Genomic DNA, 18,612 nt, shown 5'->3' with positions numbered 1-18,612 from the left:
CCTAACTACCCCCAATAACGGTAGAATGTTGGCGTTTACACCTGTTTTTCACCAAATATTTCGCGTTCTGCAGAACTATTGTCCGCTCAGAAAAGAGGTGTTCCGGAGAACATATCATCGGAATAACCTGCAGGAACGCAATAGTTTAGCACGGCGCAGACTGCAGGTCATCGGAAAACCCATTCGAGTCTGATTTCTTGAAAGAAGTGAATCAGAAACAAGACGAAAGATCAACTATTGACTGGAAACACGCAAGCGGATTGTTTTCAAATCTAATAATGCGTTGTTGATCTTTCCTTCACTGCGGATCGCCAGTCGTATCTTTCCGGAAGGGAGCTTGATGGTTCCGATTTTACGATTTTGATAGACGTCCCAACTCCCTGTGCCAGGCACACTCCAGTTGAGACGTTGACCTGCCACTTCAAGCAAAACCCGATTGCCAGCTTCTTGTGGGCAGGAAAATTCAAGATAGACGTCGTATTTGCCGGATTGGGGAACGTCCAGAGTCCAGACCGCACGGTCGTTTTCGCTTTGCCAGTATCCCAGATTTTTGTACTTGTTTTCAAATTTCAGGGTCGCACCATAAATCTCGGCAAGTTGAGGGATCAAAAAATAATCGCCGCGCAGCGCTTCGGCCTGCACTACCTCAGGCTTATTCCCGGTAAACGTTTTTCGCGGCAGTTCGGTTGTATTCAGATAGGCAATTAGATCAGCCAGATCCTGGTGGTTCATGTCCTTTTCGAGCCCCTCTGGCATCAATGACTTGCCGGTACTCATCAGTTCGTCCAGATCACCACGCAGCAATGTTTTCGATTTCCCATCGTTCTGAATCAGCGTGATGCTTTCACCACTTTCGGCAGCGAGCAGACCATTAAAGATCAACCCATTCTCGGTGACCGCAAGATAGCTGAGGTACTTGCTTTCAATCGCCCGGTTCGGATCCAGAATAGCCGTTAGTAATGCCCGCTCTGATTTGTCGGTTAAAGCAGACAGGTCAGGACCAATGGGCTTGCCCTCTTTATTGAGTTGATGACAAACAGAACAACGTTTCACAAAAATCTGATGTCCGACCTCGGAATTCCCTTTGAGTGAGGAAATCGAGGAATATTTCTCCACAACTTTTGCCCGATTGGAATCGACTGAAGAAGCGAGTAATGTTTTTGCTTTTTCACGCAATTTGCTGTCTTTGTGACTGAGCAGGATTTGTCGGCTGGAAGCATCGATGTCGGCAGCCAGAATGTTTTTCTGTTCCAAGGCATCTAAAACAGAATTAGTCCACGCCTGGCGACTTAAGAGAGCACTTAGTACCTCTGTGCGTAAACCGGGGCCGAAACTTTTCCAGCGTTCGAGCAGCATGACAGGCGTGCGTTGACTGCCCAACTGAGTGAAGGCCTGAACTGCCGCACTTTGGAGCTGTCGAGAGTTTCGGGGCGAGAACATCTCAGCCAGTAACTCAAGGTCCTGTTCCCGCTGATCAAAGCCTCGACCGAGCAGTTGTAGAGCCTGCTTTCTGTTTTCCGTAGACGCCGTTTCATCTCCGGCAATGGCGCGGGCTTTTTGAAACAAAGGTCGCAATTGATCCAAAGCTGCCTGTAAACGTGGATTCGCCTGCTGGTAATATTGAGGAAGCGTCTGATTGCGTCGCCCCAAAGAATGGAGCAAAGTGGAAACGGCCTGAAACTGCCACAGTTCGAACGGTTTCCCCTCTGAACCTTGTCCCACCATTTCATAAATTTGTGCGAGTGCCTGTTGCTGGTTGGCAGAAACTGCCATCGCCACCAAAGAATTGAAAATTTGTGTGGGTGGTCGTTTGCCCTTCAATTCTTGAAACAGTGCCTCAGTAAATGAATTCAGGTGATTCCCAACGGAACTCAAAATAGCCGTACGCAGAAAGGAATCGTGATCATGCGCGAGCGCCATTTGTGCTAACGCCGCTCCCGCTTGCGGTGCGTTCCACTCGCCCAGCGAATACGCCAACTGCATTTGTACCTGCGGATCCTGATCGCTGACAAGCTTGAGTAACTGCTGCCCGATTTCCGGAGACTCGTTTAATTTCGATTCACTGATGCGAATCGCATGGCGGCGTACACCGGGATGTTCGTCTTTCAGTGCAGTTAAGAGGGTTTCGTCTGAAACTTGTGCGAGTCCCTCCAAAACACAGAGGGCATGCAGGCGGGCGGTTGCTGATTTGCCCTGTTGTACCATTTTCTTTAATTCCGGAAAAACGGCTTTGTCTTTTCTGCTGACCATCAATTGATGCGCCATGTCCCGCTGTGTTCCATTGGGACTTTCCAGAATCTGCACCAGTTCCACATTAGAAAGCTGATCGAGGCGGGGAATCGGACGGAGTGGCGTTCTATCACGAACCACACGATAGATCCTCCCCTGCTCTTTGCCGGCCCGCAGATCGAGTTTCGCCTGCATCTCTTTGGGAATCCATTGCGGATGCTCAATCACGTGCCGATACATGTCTGCGACCCACAATCCGCCGTCGGGTCCCGTGCGCGCCATTGTGGGACGAAACCAGTTGTCCGTTGACGCCATGAACTCGGAGCTCTGTTCGTTCTCTGCGCGACGGCTGGAGAAGGTAGCTCCTTTTGGTGAAACGATTTCTCGATGCACCAGATTATGTACGGGCTCGCAGATAAAGGAATTGCCGACAAACTCCGGCCCCAGTAACTGATCGCGATAAAAGCACAATCCACAGGCGGACGTGATGCGGTTCACTTTGTTCAAGTCATTAAAGCGGACTTGAGTGCGACTGACGGGGAAGATGGTTGCCGCCCCCGGTTGAATGGAAACCTGCACTTTCGCATTCGGCGCGATGAGGTTCTTATTTCGACGCAGATAATGATCTGCCAGCGCGTAATGAAACGCGGGATTACTATTATTGCTGCCAAACCAGTTCCCCCAGTCGTCCCGTTCTCGCCCGAACTGAGTCTGACCGGACTGTGGATCCATCAAGCCGGCATCAGGCCTGATCCGCAAATCACGGCGGCTGAGATTCAGTTTCTCACCGGTTTTGGCCGACAGCAGTTCCCCGCCGGAATCGCCGTTCGCCAGATAAACCCAGTTATCGAGGCCCCAGCGCAGGCCATTCACCCGATGCTGCTGGTTGCCTTCTCCAAAGCCGGTATACAACGATTCGTGCAAGTCGGCCTTGCCATCGCCGTTCGTATCTTCCGCATAAAAGACTTCTGGCGCGGTCGTCACGATCACGCCTTTTCGCCAGGCCATAACTCCCGTAGGGTAGCCCAGTTTTTCCACAAACAGCGTCGATTTGTCGTATTTGCCATCACCGTTGGTGTCTTCCAGATAACGCACGCGCCCGGCGAATTCCCCTTTTTCATCGATGCCCAACGGATAGTCGGCCATTTCCGCCACCCAGAGTTTTCCATCCGGGCCCCAATCAAAGGCGACCGGGTCTTGCACCAGTGGTTCGGACGCGACTAACTCGACGTGGAACCCGGGTGTAACCTGGATCGATTTCAAAGCAGCGGCGGGTGACTTGGGCTGCGGTCCCTGTGCTTCCAGTAATTCATCAAATGATTTTCCCGCCACCAGATGTTTTAATTTGGCGGTGTTTTCGTTCTGGACCCATAAATGCCGAGAATGAAACCAGGCGCCGTTATTGGTTCCATTTCGCGAAATCGCAGGCATATCATCGCCATCCTGACGCTGCTTGTGGAATACTTTCTTCCAGCCATCTTTTAACGATGAGAAGAGGTGCAATGAATACTGGCTCTCATTCGAAAACAGAGCATCCGCAAAACCATCTTCATTGATATCCGCAAAACGCAGGCCGGCGTCTCGTCCCTGATTGTCAACAATGGTCGCATTTTTCGGGAGTGACCAGGGCAATTTTTGCCAGCGGGAATCTGCTTCCGACCAGGCAAAGACCGCCTGTTGAGACGGGTTGGACACGATGAGTTCGCATTGGCCGTCGTTATTCAAATCCCGCAGCCGGACTCCCTGATCAATGCCGTCTTTGAGCGTGAACAGAGCCGTGTTGCCCGTGGGCAAACCTGCGAGCAGCCGTTTGTCTTCAACCCAGTTCCCCGCTTGAAACCGCCTGGCGGTGGATTCTTCCGGTGTCAAAGTTAACAAAATCGCCTGACTATTTAGCACACCAAAGCGGCCACGTGTGGCCTGCTTTCCTGCGGCATCAGGCTGGGAAACCAGACGTGTGGGAAAACTTGATTCTGTCCAGGTCTGCTGTTTTGGATTCCAGATGCGGGTTCTCTGAACGCTTTCATTTCCAATCACGACATCCATAAACCCATCGTTGTTCAAGTCCAGCAATCGCACGCCGTTATCAGCACCGCGTGCATTTCGTAATGGCTGACCTGCCAGGAGGTTTTGATTCATCCGCTTGAGCACATCCTGAAACGAGAGGAACTGCACCGCGGAACCATGCTTCTCAACAGCATGATCAATCAGTTTGATAACCTGCTCGTTGCTGATCCAGCCGTGCGGGTGATAGACCAGATTGAAGGTTCCCTGCTTCACCACGGTGGCATCCAGAACGGCGGTCCAGTCCTTCACAGTCAGTGGATTGAACGGCTTTTGCCGATGCTGAGCCGACCAGTCACTGGGAGTCACGCAGGAAAACTCCCAGCAGAGTCGCGAGATCGGGTAGGGATAGGGGTAATCGAAAATCGTATTTACAAAGCCGCGATCAGTGGGAACGTATTTTTCAATTTTGCCCTGCCCATCGGGATCAATCACGTATTCTTTTGGAAGTTCCGGATCATTGGCTGTGAACACATGAAATACCGAGGTATCGATCTGCAGAAAGTTTCCCTGGGGAGACCGGCGATTGAAAATCTCGGTAAAAAACCGCGGGCTCACCGTATTCAATGAATCACAGCAAGGCATGCGGTAGGCAACAGGCTGGCTGTTGGGAATCTCATTCAGTAAATCAACACAACGATCAACGGTCCCCTTGGCTTTTGCGAAGTCGCGATCCTTTAATAAAGGACAGGGATGGTCATAAGTATGAACCTCAATACTCACCCCTTCTTTGATCCACTTTTGCAAATGGGGATCTTCCGGATTTACCCGGCACGTCATAATGCTCGCACCGGCACGACCGTTGATTTCTTTGAGCCGTTCCAGAATCGGACGCAGATAGGCTTCGTACTTCTGAATGTCGCGCATGTCGTCAATGGCAAGCACGCAGACCGCTTTGACTTTTGTGTCGCCATACCATTGGGGCGTGACCAATTTCGGAAAATTCTGCGAGACATAATAAGGATCATCCTGATCGAGATAGACCAGACGGTTTCCCGCATTCGATGGTTGCTCTGCCGCGGTGAGAGTGGAAGCAAAGCAGCAACTAAGACTCGATAACAACAGAGCCAGCAACTTATAACCACGGTTTGTTGAGCCACTTTCAGGGGACAAAGTGAACGGAACAGTCATCTTAGTTTCTCCATAGCCAAACCAATCAAGCACGATCTATTTCCCGAAATCCAATAGGACACCGTCTCTTTTAGTCTGGTGGAAGACCAGTCGTGTGTCAACATAGCGACCCACTGATTGCATACAATATCTAAAACCTCTCATCTTCACCATCAGGTCACAAAACCAAGAACACCTCAACTTATCTGCTAAAAAAAAGAGGTTACCCTGCCAGGACTGCTTCTTATTCTTCAGAACTCATACTGGATTCCCAGCACCATATTGTTTACAATTATGCAAATTGAGATCTAAAACAGCCCCCTGTCACAGATTATTTACTGGTGCCTTTATGAGTCAAACCGAGTTAGTCCAGAACCAGAAACAAGAGATCGTTGACCAGCTACGGATGGAAATCATTACGGGGCGAATCCAGGAAGGCCTGCCGTTACGTGAGGTGAATTTAGCAGAACGGTTCCAGGTCAGCCGGGCTCCCATTCGAGAAGCCTTAAAGCAACTGGCTCACGAGGGCATGGTTGAGTCGAAACCCAATTGCGGAGTCCGCGTGGCACCGTCCTCATCCGATTCCATGCAGGAGCTAGTCATTCCGCTGAGGCAGACAGTAGAATCGTTTGCCTTGAAATCGATCTTCGCTAACTTGGATGAATCCGATTTCGCAGAATGGGATTCCATTCTGGAAGAAATGAAAACCGCCTGTGAAACCCATGACTATGTCCAACTTGCCGAGCTGGATATCAAGTTTCATCAGTCAATCGTCGCGAAATCATCGGAACAGGGTTTGATGTCGATCTGGATCACACTCGTCTCCCGATTACGGCGTCACTTCCTGGAAGGATTCCAGAAACCCCATGATCCGATGAAAATTTATTACGAGCACGTGGCGATTGTGGCGATGTTTCGGACCGGAAAACTTGAGGTCTCTATCCAGGCGCTGATTTCGAATATTGATTGAACTCAATATCCGCCTGTGATTGAAAAAACTCCCGCAGCCTACACCATGACTACGGGAGTTCAGAAGAGAAGAGACTTTAATTTTAGAGAGCCGACATTTTCATGTAAGCATGATCCAATGCATGCCTCAGAGTCCATGCCTGCTGTGAAGCGCAGTGCATTTTCCCAGAGTGGGTTAGTGCCCGCTTCATATTTACGCGAATTTCTTCCGGCATATTATCTACGCTATTCAACATGGTTTGCATTGTTTTTTTGTATAACATTGTTGTTTCACCGTAGTGACCGCAATTATACAAATTTGACCCGCGTGTGACTGTGTGTTTGATTTTCTCACACGCTTCCGAGGCACTGATTTTTTTGTCATCGGGAGGTATGAGCACGCTGTCAATCACGTGAATGACTCCATTGGAGGCATCAATGTCTGTCGCAATTAACTTGGCGCCATTCACTTTAGCGACACCATTTAAGACGCTGATTTTGACTTTCTTACCTTGGAGAGTCTTCGCTTTACCGGCAGCGAGAGCGTCTTCGGAATAAACGCGTCCTGCAACGACATGGTACTTCAAAATGGCCGCCAGCTTCTCTTTATTCTCAGGTTTCAAAAGACTGGCGACGGTGCCTTCCTGAAGTTTTGCAAAGGCTGCATCGGTCGGAGCAAAGACGGTAAAAGGCCCTTTGCTGGCTAGTACTTCTGCCAGACCGGCTGCTTGAGCTGCTGCGAGTAGTGTCTTAAATTTTTCTGCTTCAGAGGCAGTCACCACAATATTTTTATCACTGGGAAGTATCACAGCGTCAATCACATGGATGATGCCGTTTGAACATTGTATGTCAACCGCTTCCACGGTGGCTCCATCTACTTTGACTTTGCCGTCCTGAGTCTGAATGTCGGCTCGCTGACCATTTAGAGTCTTTGCGCCTTTCAATTTTACGACATCTTTGGCAGCGACTTTCCCCTGCACGACATGATAGGTGAGGATCGCGATCAGCTGGTCTTTATTCTCCGGCTTAAGCAGAGTCTCCACGGTCCCTGCCGGCAGTTTCTGGAATGCCGCATCGGTGGGAGCGAAAACCGTAAACGGCCCTTCGCCCTTGAGAGCTTCTACCAAATCAGCGGCACCGAGCGCGGCAGCCAGTGTCTTGAAAGAACCGGCGGCAACGGCCGTATCAACGATGTCTTTTTTCTCAGCAGCATGTGTTAAAGTGGCCGTTAACAAAACAGCGGAAACGGCTGCCAATGCCGCTGTCTGTTTCAATAAATGTTTCATCAAACTGGCTCCTTGGATGTGTGGAGGTAATTGACTCGGTTACTAAAGTATTCGCTGAAACATGAGTGGCCACTACAGTTCAGTTACAAGAACCTTAGAGCAGCAGGGATCTTTGACAAGCAGACCATTTCGAAATTTCGCGAAATCTTCTGGAACCAAATTCGCGCACCTCAGACCGTACATCTTCGATCTGGGAATCTCAAAGACTTTAAGCGGCGTATCTCACCAAGACCGAGAAAAGAAAGTGCTTCCGCTTACTCCCCTGAATTAGAAACAGCAGGAACCTGCATTGAATCAACAGGCAGAATCGACAGGCCACAATCTTCTTTACCGATGGAATACACGACGTAGAGTTTTCCGTCGTGCTCATGGGCATAGGGACAAGACGACTTGTTTGTCTTTTTGTTTGTCTTTGGCAAAAGCGGGAAAGTCCGAATTCAATTCAGACCTCCCCAAGAATCACCTTCAAACGACTCAGCTGAATCGCCTTTATTTGCTCGCATTCAGATAAGCGAGTAAGTCGGCCATTTCCTGTTTGTTGATCTGTTTTTCCAGCCCTTCGGGCATGAAGGAGAGCCTTGAACTGATCAATTCATCGATGTCGATGCGGAGCACCGTGTCTTTGGTTCCATCAGCGCGGGCGATGGTGATGCTGTTGGCATTTTCCTCTTTGATCAATCCTGTGATAGTCCTGCCTTGAGTGGTAACAAGTAGATACGTCACATACTGCGGTTTCACTTCCCGGTTTGGATCAAGAATATTGAGCAGGACCGCTTCGGTTCCGCGGTCTTTGATTGCTTTCAAGTCGGCTCCGAGTTGTACGCCGACATTTTCCAGGCGATGGCAGGCAGAGCAGGCTTTCTTGAATACATGCTTCCCGTTCGCGGGATCTCCCTTGAGCTTGAGGGCGGCCTGATATTCTTTGACGATCTCGGAGCGACCGGTCAAACGTTGGTTATGAAACAGCGCTTCGGCCTGTTTTTTGATCTTGCTGTCCTGATTCTTTTTCAGCAGTTGTACTCGTTCGGGGCTGATATCGCCGGGGTTAATCTTTCCGGCCTCGATCGCTCCCAATAAGCTCAGCAGCCAGGGCTTGCGGGAAAACAGTGTTTCGACGGCGCTCATTCGTAACTGCGGACTCAAGCTGGGCCAGGCTTCGATGAGCATTTCGGCAACACGGGGATCATTGATCAACCCGAGCGCCGTGATCGCACGTTGGCGGACTGGCAGAGGTTGCTGCACGGTAAGCAGTTCTTCGAATACATCCTGCGTATCATCAAATTTTCCGATACTCAATGTGGGAATGGCATCGACGCGTGCTTTGACGGGCAGTTTGGCATTGGTTGCCTGCTGGATAGCGGTTTGCATCATCCCCTTGAGCAGCCTGGCGGTATGGGCGCTGGTTGATTGGGCGATCACACTTTTGGTTGTTCCCGAAGCGCGTGAGAGTAAATTTCTGAACAAGATTTCGGCTAATTTCTGATCTGTTTTCGGCATCGATTCCAGTGCTGCCAGGAACCGCTTGACGTCCCCTGCTTCCTTCTGGGCTCCGATCTGTACCGCCAGCGCGACGAGAAACGCGCGAGCCGGTTTCTGTTTGATCAAAGTTGGATTCTTCGTGAGGAGTTCAAAGACTTCGCCCGCTCCCTGATTCAGCGAACTCTGAACGGCCATCCGCATCCAACGATTCTCAACATGGCGTGCCAGCAGATTGGCGAGTGCCTGATTGCGCACTGTTGAATTGAAGGCGCCTAGGGAAAAAGCAGTCTGATACTGAACTTCTAAAGACGGATCGTTAGCCAGTACCAGCATCTGTTTTTGAATCATTGGCGAATGCGCATACTGTTCTGCGATTTGTAATGCTTGTTTTCTGACTTGAAAACTCTCGTCGCTGAGCCCTTTGAGCAGTGTTCCTTCGTCTAATGACTTCGTCCCCTGCAGTGACCAGAGTGCGGTCGCCCGGGTAATCGGCTTGCTGGATGATCTTGCCAGTTGTATTAAATCATTACTGACCGATGTGTCCTGGCGTTCGAACAACAGGCGCTGGGCGGTATCCCGGGTCCAGCCATTGCCACTTTCCAGTAACGCAACCAGTTCCTTTGACGAAAGTTTTCCGTAATCGGGAAGCGACGGCTGTTGAAATCCTTTAGGAACGATGCGATAGATGCGTCCTTTATCTTGCCCTCCGACTGGATTGATGTGTTTCAGAATTTCTTCTGGAATGAAGGGGGCACCTTCGATCAACTCGCGGTACATATCCAGAACATACAAGGCTCCATCTGGTCCATTTTCAAACTGTACCGGGCGGAACCAGACGTCGGTTGATGCGAGGAACTCGGCGTCCTGATCGGCACGTGGCGCAACCAGCGATAATCCATTCGGCTTGGGAGCCGCGCGATAGACCAGGTTATTTGCAGGCTCGCCGACGAAGATATTGCCTTGAAATTCTTCAGGCCAGGCGTCTCCTCGATACACGGTGACACCGGTGGCCGCTGTGAAGTAACCGGACGGATTCCCTTTTTCATAATCCCCTTTCGCACTCTGGGCGCGAAGGCGAGTTCGTAGAATCCGCCAGGGTTCGATCTGGCTGATGCGTAACAGCTTCGTAAATTTGCCACCGGGGGCAATCGAAACAGGGGCTGCGGGTGGTGCCAGATAAGGATTGCGGGCAATATAGCGGTCATCGTACATCAGAACCTGCATGGGAATACCGTTCGAGCATACGAAGTTGCGATTCCAAATTCCCAGACTCATACCATGCTGACCGCCGCCTGTAGTGAGTTCGATCGTACGGGTTTCGGGATCGAGAATCACGCCACGGCCCCGGGTGTTGTACTTTCGCTTCTGTTTATCGGCGGCAACTGTAATCACACCCCCATCAGTGCCTGTGGAAAAATGAATTTTGTTATCGAGGCCCCAGCGGAACGAATTGACCATGCCTTCGTCCCCTTTGTCGCGTCCGAAGCCAGTCATCACGATTTCGCGAACATCGGCTTTGCGATCGCCGTCTGTGTCTTTACAGTAATAAACATAGGGAGGTGCTCCGACGAAGACGCCTCCTTTGTAACTGCAAACCGCAGTGGGCAGTGTCATATCCGTCAGAAAAGGAAAACTCTTGTCATATTTGCCATCGCCGTTCGTGTCTTCCAGGAGTTTGACCGAACTGTAGCCTTCTTTCTTGGCGTCGTTGTACTCGGGCATTTCAATGACGTAAGCACGCCCCCGTTCATCAAAACACATGGCGACCGGATCACGGACCAACGGTTCAGCCGCGACGAGTTCGATTTGAAAATCATCATGGAGCTTGAATGACTTCAACGCTTCGGCCGGTGTTCGTGGCAGGATACGAGGCATCTCGGTTGAATAATCGACCTTGGGTTTTGATTCGTCCGTTTTATCTGCAGAGATTGCCGTGACCGTCAGACTGATCAGGAACACGGAGAATACAGCAGTTAGTACGAATGTCAGACGAATCTGTTTCATAGAGGAAAACAGCGGCATGGAAGGATCCTGTTGAGGTCTCTTGAGGCATGATGAGGGCGTGTTTGAGCGTCCCGATTATCTAAGTTTCATTTATTATAGAGAACTGGCAGGGGCAGTATGAAGGAAAGGATGAGGAAAGTGACTGAAAATTCCGAAATACGACGTCGTGTGACTGATCCGTTGACAGCGAAACTGACATTTTCACTTCATAGCACGGTCACTCTGAGATTTCCTGCTCGCTGCGCTCGGCCCGAATTTCATTCGGCTCCACTCCTGATAAAAATCGCTAAATTAATAAAGAACCAGACGATTTCATCAGTTGCTTTCACTTCATCACTACTACTCGATTTTCATTTACAACGCGAAGCTGGCTATCGAGTAGAATATGTCGGCCTGAGCTGTCGTCTCCTGTTTCAGGGAACGCAGACTGTCGTTGCCGTCAGAGGGAGGCTGCTGGAAACAAGGATGCTAAATTTGTCGAGGTTGCTGATGTCGATTCTATTCTGTATTTCTTTTCTCATGTTCGCTTCGGTCGCGGTTTATATTCGCGAACGACGTCATTCAGTCAAGCGCCATCATGGGTTGAAACGGCATCGAATGCATTCTGAAAGCACACCGATGACGTCCGATGTGCGTGCGATGTGCGTCGAACGACACAATTTTGACAGTCATAATCCGTCATATATTCAAACTGTTCAGATACTGAACTGCGTCAAACCAGAGGGTTTTATAGTGACAACATCAACAGGTGAAGAAGAGCTCTACTGAAAAAAGCATTTTCTCGCGCGCGACACACAACTGGGCGTAGCTTAGACAGGGTCACGAATGTGTCAAGAACTGAAAATTCTTCACAAATAAACAATGAGATTGAGGGAGTAAAAGAGGTGTTATTATTGTCAGGAATATCGAACCAATTCATAACAATTGTATAACAGGAAATGCAGACTGATCTCTCAGTGAACAGTTACTGTTTGTACCCTGTTTTCTTCGCAAATTTCAAACTCTTAAGATAAAATTAATCGAGTTTGCATTAGTCATTCCTGATCTATTTTGTGTAAAATAAATTGATGCGAGATCAGACCATAATCTTTGCTATAGTCTGGTGTTCGATCATATCTGATTAATCAAGGAACGACTGTGGGAGTTATTGCATGTCAGGAAAACAGGTCAGTTGCCCGGGTGGACTTACGCGGCACTGGAAAATGTATGGAAGTTGTGCTGTCGTTTTAACGTTTCTCATTTTTTCATGCCTGCCCGACTCTGAGGCGGCACCACGAAGAAAATCATCCAAAAAAGCGGCACCGAAAAAAGAAGAACCCCTGCCTCCACGGTTCATGGTGAAATCCAAACCGGTTAGTCCTGTCAAATCTTCGGCGGCTCTAAAGTCAGCCGAGAAAATTGATAAATTCGTTGAAACCAATTATTCAAAACATAAAGTGAAACCCAATCCGCTGGCGACGGATGAACAATTCCTGCGTCGCGTCTACCTGGATATCACTGGAACGATTCCCACCTATCGGGAAACCCGTTACTTCCTGGCATCACGTCATCCGGATAAACGTAAGCGGCTGATCGATCGCCTGTTGGACAGCGATGGTTATGCCAGCCACTACTTCAATTACTGGGCCGATGTCTTACGTTACACCGACCGCTTGAATAACAACGTTGATGGCGGCCCTTATCGACAGTGGATTAAACAGTCTCTGGCAGAAAATAAGCCTTGGGACAAAATGGTCGAAGAAATGATCTCAGCTGAAGGGCTGATCTGGGAAAACCCTGCTACTGGATATCTGCAACGTGATTCCGGAATGCCTCTGGACAATATGAATAACACCGTTCGTATCTTCCTGGGGACGCGGATTGGCTGTGCTCAATGTCACGATCATCCGTTCGATCGCTGGAAGCAAAAAGAGTTCTACGAGATGGCGGCCTTTACATTCGGCTCCTCAACCCGCGCGAGTGGCAGAAATAAAGATCTTTACACCAACGGCGACCCAAATAGACGTCTGCGAAAAGAATACCAGGAGATGGGTCAGGAAGAAAAAGACCGACGCCGTAATCAGGGACGATTCAACCGGATGATCCGGGTAAATATGATGGTTGTCACTGACCAGGTTAACCGTAAGATTCAGCTGCCTCATGATTATGCTTATTCCGATGCCAAGCCGAAATCGGTGGTGCAACCAAAAACCATTTTTGGGAAACCAGCTGACATCAAAAAGGGAGAAGCACCGCGTCAGGCGTTTGCCCGCTGGATGGTTTCCAAAGACAATCCCCGCTTTGCTCTGACGATTTCCAATCGGCTGTGGACACAGGTGTTCGGCCGCGGCCAGATTGAACCTGTGGACGACATGATGGACTCCACAGTCGCAGAGAATCCGGAGCTGATGAAATATCTCGAATCCGAGATGAAACGGCTCAACTTCGATATGAAAGAATACCTGCGGATTCTGTTCAATACGAAAACCTATCAGCGACAAGCTTCTACAACTGACGTTCCTTTGACCGAACAATACCATTTTCCAGGTCCGGTTCTACGTCGGATGACAGCGGAGCAGGCTTGGGATTCTTTCTTAACCCTGGCTGTTGTCGATCCCGAAGAGTATCGAGAATTGCCCTCGAATGTACAATCGGAGATTGTCGCCGTGAACCTGAATACGGCAACGGCTCGGGAAGTTCTGGACGCTGATGTAAAGAAACGCGCCGAGATTGACAAAACGCGTTATAAACGGGAAAAGAAATATAAGTACAAAGGCCAATTACTGGCGCGTGCTTCGGAACTTCCTTCCCCGGTCTCACCCAGTCACTTTCTGCGGACCTTTGGTCAATCGGATCGTGAACTGATCTCGGCTTCTTCTGATTCCGGTTCTGTGCCACAGATCCTGTTTATGTTTAATGGCCCGGTGACACATATGATGCTGGAAAAAGGTTCGACGATCTACAATAACGTGGTCGGACAAAAAACAGTTAAAGATGGTGTCGATGTCATTTTCATGACAATTCTAAATCGACATCCTGATAGCGAAGAGGCCAAGATTGCCATGGGTGAAATTGACAAGAATGGGCCGGCCGGTTATGGAAATGTCATCTGGTCACTCGTGAATACACGCGAGTTTCTATTCATTCAATAGTCTTTATCAACCCCAACATCCCGACAAACGAGTCGGGATGTTATTAAATGACAACGAATCCAATTTAAATATAAAAGGCACAGTAAATGCGAGATCTCCTTTCAAAACTCGACGGAGTGGGTCGGCGGCAGTTTCTTGAATATGCTGCGAAATCGGCATTGGGAGTCAGCGTGCTTCCGGTTTTCAATCAAATGGTTGACGCGGCTCCCACTAAGACTAAAGGTGGCAAGGCCAAGCGGTTGATCTATCTTTATATGGCCGGTGCGATGTCACACCTGGACACGTTTGACTTGAAACCAGGTCATAAGAATCAAGGGGAAACGAAGGCAATTAAGACCAGTGTCCCCGGTGCGAAGATCAGTGAATTCCTGCCAACGCTGGCTGAAGAGTTTGACAAAATGGCGGTCATCAATTCCATGTATACGGAAACCGGAGCTCATGGCCCGGGCGAATACATGATGCGGACCAGCTATAAAAAGATCGCGACGACCCGTCATCCTTCAATGGGACCGTGGATTCAGCGTTTCAAGGGGCGTCAAAATCAAAATCTTCCCGATACCGTTCTGGTTAGTGCGCCCGCCCGTCACCCAAGTGCCGGATTTCTGGATCCTTCTTTTAGTCCCTTGCCGATTGGCGACCCCAATCGCGGACTGGAGAACACGAAATCTCCATCTTACTTGTCTGACAATTCATTCGAAAAGCGAATGGACCTGATCAACAAATTCGATCGCAAGTTTCAGAACAAATTCAAGACGAAAGATGTCTTGGCTTACACGGACTTCTATTCCCAGGCAACCAGCCTGCTTTCCAGTGATGAGCTCAAAGCCTTTGACTTGAACGAAGAGAAAGCAGAAGACCGCGATAAGTACGGCCGAAACTCCTTCGGTCAAGGCTGTATGCTGGCACGCCGTCTGGTGCAGAACGATGTTCGCTGCGTGGAAGTCACGTTCGGCGGCTGGGATATGCACCGTGATATCTATGAAGACCGCACGCTGCCCACGCGGGCAGGAATTCTGGATAAAGCATTGGGCAGTCTTTTGAAAGATTTGTCTGATCTTGGTCTACTCGACGAGACGCTTGTGGTCCTCACGACCGAATTCGGTCGTACTCCTGTGATCAACAAAAATGCAGGTCGCGATCATCACCCTGGTGTCTTCTCTGCCGCCTTGATGGGTGGCGGAATTAAAGGAGGCCACTTCTATGGTAAATCTGATGCAGGTGGTCAGAGTGTTGATGAAGACGGCGTATTACCAGCCGACTTCAATGCGACGATTGCCACAGCATTGAACCTGCCACTCGATAAAGAAATCTTCTCACCCGACGGCCGCCCCTTCAAGGTGGCCCACGATGGTGAAGCTGTTACCAAGTTGTTGTAACAGCAGTAAAGACTCAACAAAAAAACGGCTTCCTCTGTGGAAGCCGTTTTTTTGTTGAGTCATCAGCACAGATTTATTTCGGCGATATTTTCGAAATAATGTTAAAATAGTAGCTTCCCCAATTTTTTCGGTTTATGATCGGATGTTGATTCCCTGTAAAATGGGTCCTGCCAAGCTGACCAGACGACCTCAAACAGTCGAGCCAAAGAAATCGCCTGTTTGTAACAAGAGTTGCCCTCCTATATTTCCTCAAAACTGCAACTTGAGAAAGTTCATTCCGATGAAGAAAGTCAGACTGCCTTCTGTATTGTTTCCACTAGCCATGAGTCTTGTTGTGTGCTGCACGACAGCACAAGCAGACGAAAACTGGCTGCAATTGAAGGGAAACGGTCAGCGATCGGGAAACGTAGAAAATATTTCGATCCAGCCGCCGTTGTCTCTGGCAGCAGCAATTCCGTTAACGGACGGTATCTACACCTCTCCAGTTATCAGCGATGGAAAAGTGTTCGTCGTAGATGGATCAGGAGTGGTCTTCGCAATTGACGGGAAAACGAATCAGATTCTGTGGAAGTTCGTCACCAAAGGAGGCACGGGAAACTGCAGCAATGTCGCTTCACCGGCGATTATCGATCAGTACCTGCATGTTGGCACAACCGCCGGCTATTATTATGTACTTGCTCTTAAGGATGGCTCGGTTGTAAAAGAAATTGACTGCCGCGAGCCTGTTTTTTCGGCTCCCGTTGTCAATAACAACCGCGTCTATTTTGCGACACTCGGCGCTCAGGTATATGCAGTCGAACCGGACGGTGAAGTCGCCTGGACGTGGGACTTTGTCAAAGAAGTGGTCAAGTTCGACGGGAATCGCTGGAGCGGCGCAGACTGGTTGGCCCATCGTAAAGATCGCGTGACGTGGCGAGACCATTTTGTCTGCTCGCGCGATCTCTGCCTGGCGGGGAATAGCATCGTGATCCCGGCGGGAGGCCGTACTGTTTTTCTGGATGATGCAGGAAAAACGCCCCGACTTCGTGCCGTGGGAGAGATCCCCAAATATGCCGGTTCAGAATACCCGGCGACATTCGGCCAGAGTGCTGATGCAGCGGGGAATGTGTATGTGCAATGGCATCGAAGGGATAATGCCGGTCGCGTGGAAATGATGCGGCTGGAAGGTGACCAAATTCAAGCAGACTATATTAAAGGGACACAAACATCGATTCGCGATCCGGGCCTGCTCAGCTTTGCCTCTGTCAGTATCCGCGGGAACGATGTGTATCGCGTACGCCCCGAAGCAGGTCTCGGCTTATGTCGGCACGCGATTGGTGAGGAGAAAACCGAAGTGCTCTGCGAAGCGGCTTCTGTTTGTTCGCCCGTGATAACGCGTGACCATGCTGTTTATGGTGGACTCGATGGAAAGCTCTATGTGGTACCTCTGGCGGGAGGTAAGCCGACCACGTTCACGACTGCCTTTGATGCGCCGATTACGGCTCCGGTCGCAATTGCCAACGGTAAGATTTATGTTCCGTGCGAGGATGGTTATCTGTATGTGCTAAATGCAGACGGTACTACTCCAAAGACTGAGGTTGCTCTGCCAGAACAGGATCTGGAGATCTGGAAAATCCGTAGTCCACTCACCGGCCCTTTGGCCAGTTCGAAATACGACTGGTATACCAACTATGGAGACTTTGGTGGAACAAATGCGAATGCTCAGGGACTGAAGCCACCTTTGCGAATGCGTTGGGCACGCCGACTGGAAGGGACTGTGAAACATCTTCCCGTCTGTGGTGGTGGCCGACTTTATACACATACAGCCGAAGGACAAATCATTGCTGTCGAGCAGGATACAGGGCGGCTGTTATGGAGACGTTATTGGCCTGATGTGTATCTGTCATTCACCTCGCCTCTTTATATTGATGGAAAACTATTGATTCCACAGGCGGGCATCAAAAAGTCACGCATGCGTTGTCTGGATGCCGCTACCGGAAAATTGCTCTGGGAGGCACCCTTTACCGGATCGCCTAGTTGGAGTCGTCAGTTTCCGCCGGTCGTGCATGGTAAGATCGCAATCTATGCTTCCGGTTCCGGTGAATATGCTGCTCAGGGAACAGAAAAGGCATTCACGTTCGGCGGTACACCAGCGATCAAACCAGACGGACGTGAAGTCATGAGCTGGATTTATTCGAATGACAATCCTTATTACCCCAAAGATCACCGTCCCCGAATCTGGGCCTGGGATCTGGATACGGGCAAGATTGTGTGGGAAAAAGATTTCTCTGAATATGGACGTGGCGGTAACGATTGTGGCATCGCCATTCTGGATGGCAAATTATACTACTCGACCTTTTTTGGTTACGCCAGCAGCCAGCGCAGACGACGTGGGTTGCCCGTCGAGAATAACGGCATTACCGCCTGTCTCGATCCCCAAACAGGTAAGGTCGTCTGGCTGACGAACAAATATTATGTCACCTCGAAATGTACGCTGAGTGCGCGTGATGGCCGGATTTATATTGGCGGTTATAATCGTGCGAATGAAAAGACACAGGATCGATTTGTCTGGTGCCTGAATGCGAAAGACGGATCGCTGGTATGGCAATCGGATGCGGTCACGTCGGCCCTGAATGTCGTGACCGTCGGCAAAGACTTTATTTTCTCCAATGCGTTACGGGGAAAAGGCAACGTCTTTGATCATCAAACGGGCAAGGTCCTCAGCAGTATTGGGCACAACTATGCCTGCTGTCGATTTACGCTCTCAGAGCCTTACGTCTTGGGAGCAAATATGGATATGATTGATTTGTCTGACAACGGCAAGCTGGTTTCAACGGGTCCTGCCATTGATTCTCGCGAGTGTCTAGGAGCGGTCGTTTCAAATGGACGAATTTTTTATACCTCTCAGGCCAGTGGTTTTGTGGTCTCACAGACTTTTGGAGAGGATTCGAAAATATTGCCCGCTATCTGGGAAAGGCCTTGATGTATAAGATCTTACTTCGAGGA

General features: G+C 49.7%; 7 protein-coding genes. 4 read left to right on the top strand and 3 right to left on the bottom strand.

Features of this window, described 5'->3' with window-relative positions:
* Nucleotides 1-234: 234 nt before the first annotated feature.
* Nucleotides 235-5,424: a PVC-type heme-binding CxxCH protein gene (locus AAC022_RS18285; RefSeq protein WP_339733373.1), complete on the bottom strand. Its 5,190-nt coding sequence runs from the start codon at nt 5,422-5,424 to the stop codon at nt 235-237.
* A 328-nt stretch (nt 5,425-5,752) separates the two neighbouring features.
* On the opposite strand from AAC022_RS18285, the gene AAC022_RS18280 reads away from it, so the two are divergent.
* Nucleotides 5,753-6,373: a GntR family transcriptional regulator gene (locus tag AAC022_RS18280; RefSeq protein ID WP_339733372.1), complete on the top strand. Its 621-nt coding sequence runs from the start codon at nt 5,753-5,755 to the stop codon at nt 6,371-6,373.
* An 82-nt stretch (nt 6,374-6,455) separates the two neighbouring features.
* Here the strand turns inward: AAC022_RS18280 and AAC022_RS18275 are convergent, their stop codons facing one another.
* Together AAC022_RS18275 and AAC022_RS18270 are read right to left on the bottom strand one after the other, a co-directional pair.
* On the bottom strand, nt 6,456-7,637 hold the full coding sequence (locus tag AAC022_RS18275; protein WP_339733371.1) for a fasciclin domain-containing protein: 1,182 nt from the start codon (nt 7,635-7,637) through the stop codon (nt 6,456-6,458).
* A 489-nt stretch (nt 7,638-8,126) separates the two neighbouring features.
* Complete coding sequence (locus AAC022_RS18270; RefSeq protein ID WP_339733370.1) at nt 8,127-11,138, bottom strand: PVC-type heme-binding CxxCH protein; 3,012 nt, start codon at nt 11,136-11,138, stop codon at nt 8,127-8,129.
* A 1,133-nt stretch (nt 11,139-12,271) separates the two neighbouring features.
* Between AAC022_RS18270 and AAC022_RS18265 the strand changes: the two genes are divergently transcribed.
* From AAC022_RS18265 to AAC022_RS18255, 3 genes are all read left to right on the top strand, one after another.
* The gene (locus AAC022_RS18265; protein ID WP_339733368.1) at nt 12,272-14,251 is read left to right on the top strand and encodes a DUF1549 domain-containing protein; all 1,980 of its coding nucleotides are present in this window, start codon (nt 12,272-12,274) and stop codon (nt 14,249-14,251) included.
* Nucleotides 14,252-14,337: 86 nt separating this feature from the next.
* Nucleotides 14,338-15,627 (top strand): DUF1501 domain-containing protein, encoded by a 1,290-nt coding sequence (locus AAC022_RS18260; RefSeq protein ID WP_339733367.1) that lies wholly within the window; start codon nt 14,338-14,340, stop codon nt 15,625-15,627.
* Between the two features lie 280 nt (nt 15,628-15,907).
* Entirely contained in the window at nt 15,908-18,589 is a 2,682-nt protein-coding gene (locus AAC022_RS18255) for a PQQ-binding-like beta-propeller repeat protein (protein ID WP_339733366.1), read from the top strand.
* The last annotated feature ends 23 nt before the right edge of the window (nt 18,590-18,612 follow it).

Source organism: uncultured Gimesia sp. (genome assembly GCF_963976445.1).
GTDB lineage: Bacteria > Planctomycetota > Planctomycetia > Planctomycetales > Planctomycetaceae > Gimesia.
Note: the sequence above shows the minus strand (reverse complement) of the source record. Positions and strands in the feature narration are given on the sequence as shown.

What these genes read in the sequence shown, in the direction of transcription:
- AAC022_RS18275 (WP_339733371.1), bottom strand. Translation starts at nt 7,637, where the DNA reads ATGAAACATTTATTGAAACAGACAGCGGCATTGGCAGCCGTTTCCGCT.
- AAC022_RS18285 (WP_339733373.1), bottom strand. Translation starts at nt 5,424, where the DNA reads ATGACTGTTCCGTTCACTTTGTCCCCTGAAAGTGGCTCAACAAACCGT.
- AAC022_RS18270 (WP_339733370.1), bottom strand. Translation starts at nt 11,138, where the DNA reads ATGCCGCTGTTTTCCTCTATGAAACAGATTCGTCTGACATTCGTACTA.
- AAC022_RS18260 (WP_339733367.1), top strand. Translation starts at nt 14,338, where the DNA reads ATGCGAGATCTCCTTTCAAAACTCGACGGAGTGGGTCGGCGGCAGTTT.
- AAC022_RS18265 (WP_339733368.1), top strand. Translation starts at nt 12,272, where the DNA reads ATGTCAGGAAAACAGGTCAGTTGCCCGGGTGGACTTACGCGGCACTGG.
- AAC022_RS18255 (WP_339733366.1), top strand. Translation starts at nt 15,908, where the DNA reads ATGAAGAAAGTCAGACTGCCTTCTGTATTGTTTCCACTAGCCATGAGT.
- AAC022_RS18280 (WP_339733372.1), top strand. Translation starts at nt 5,753, where the DNA reads ATGAGTCAAACCGAGTTAGTCCAGAACCAGAAACAAGAGATCGTTGAC.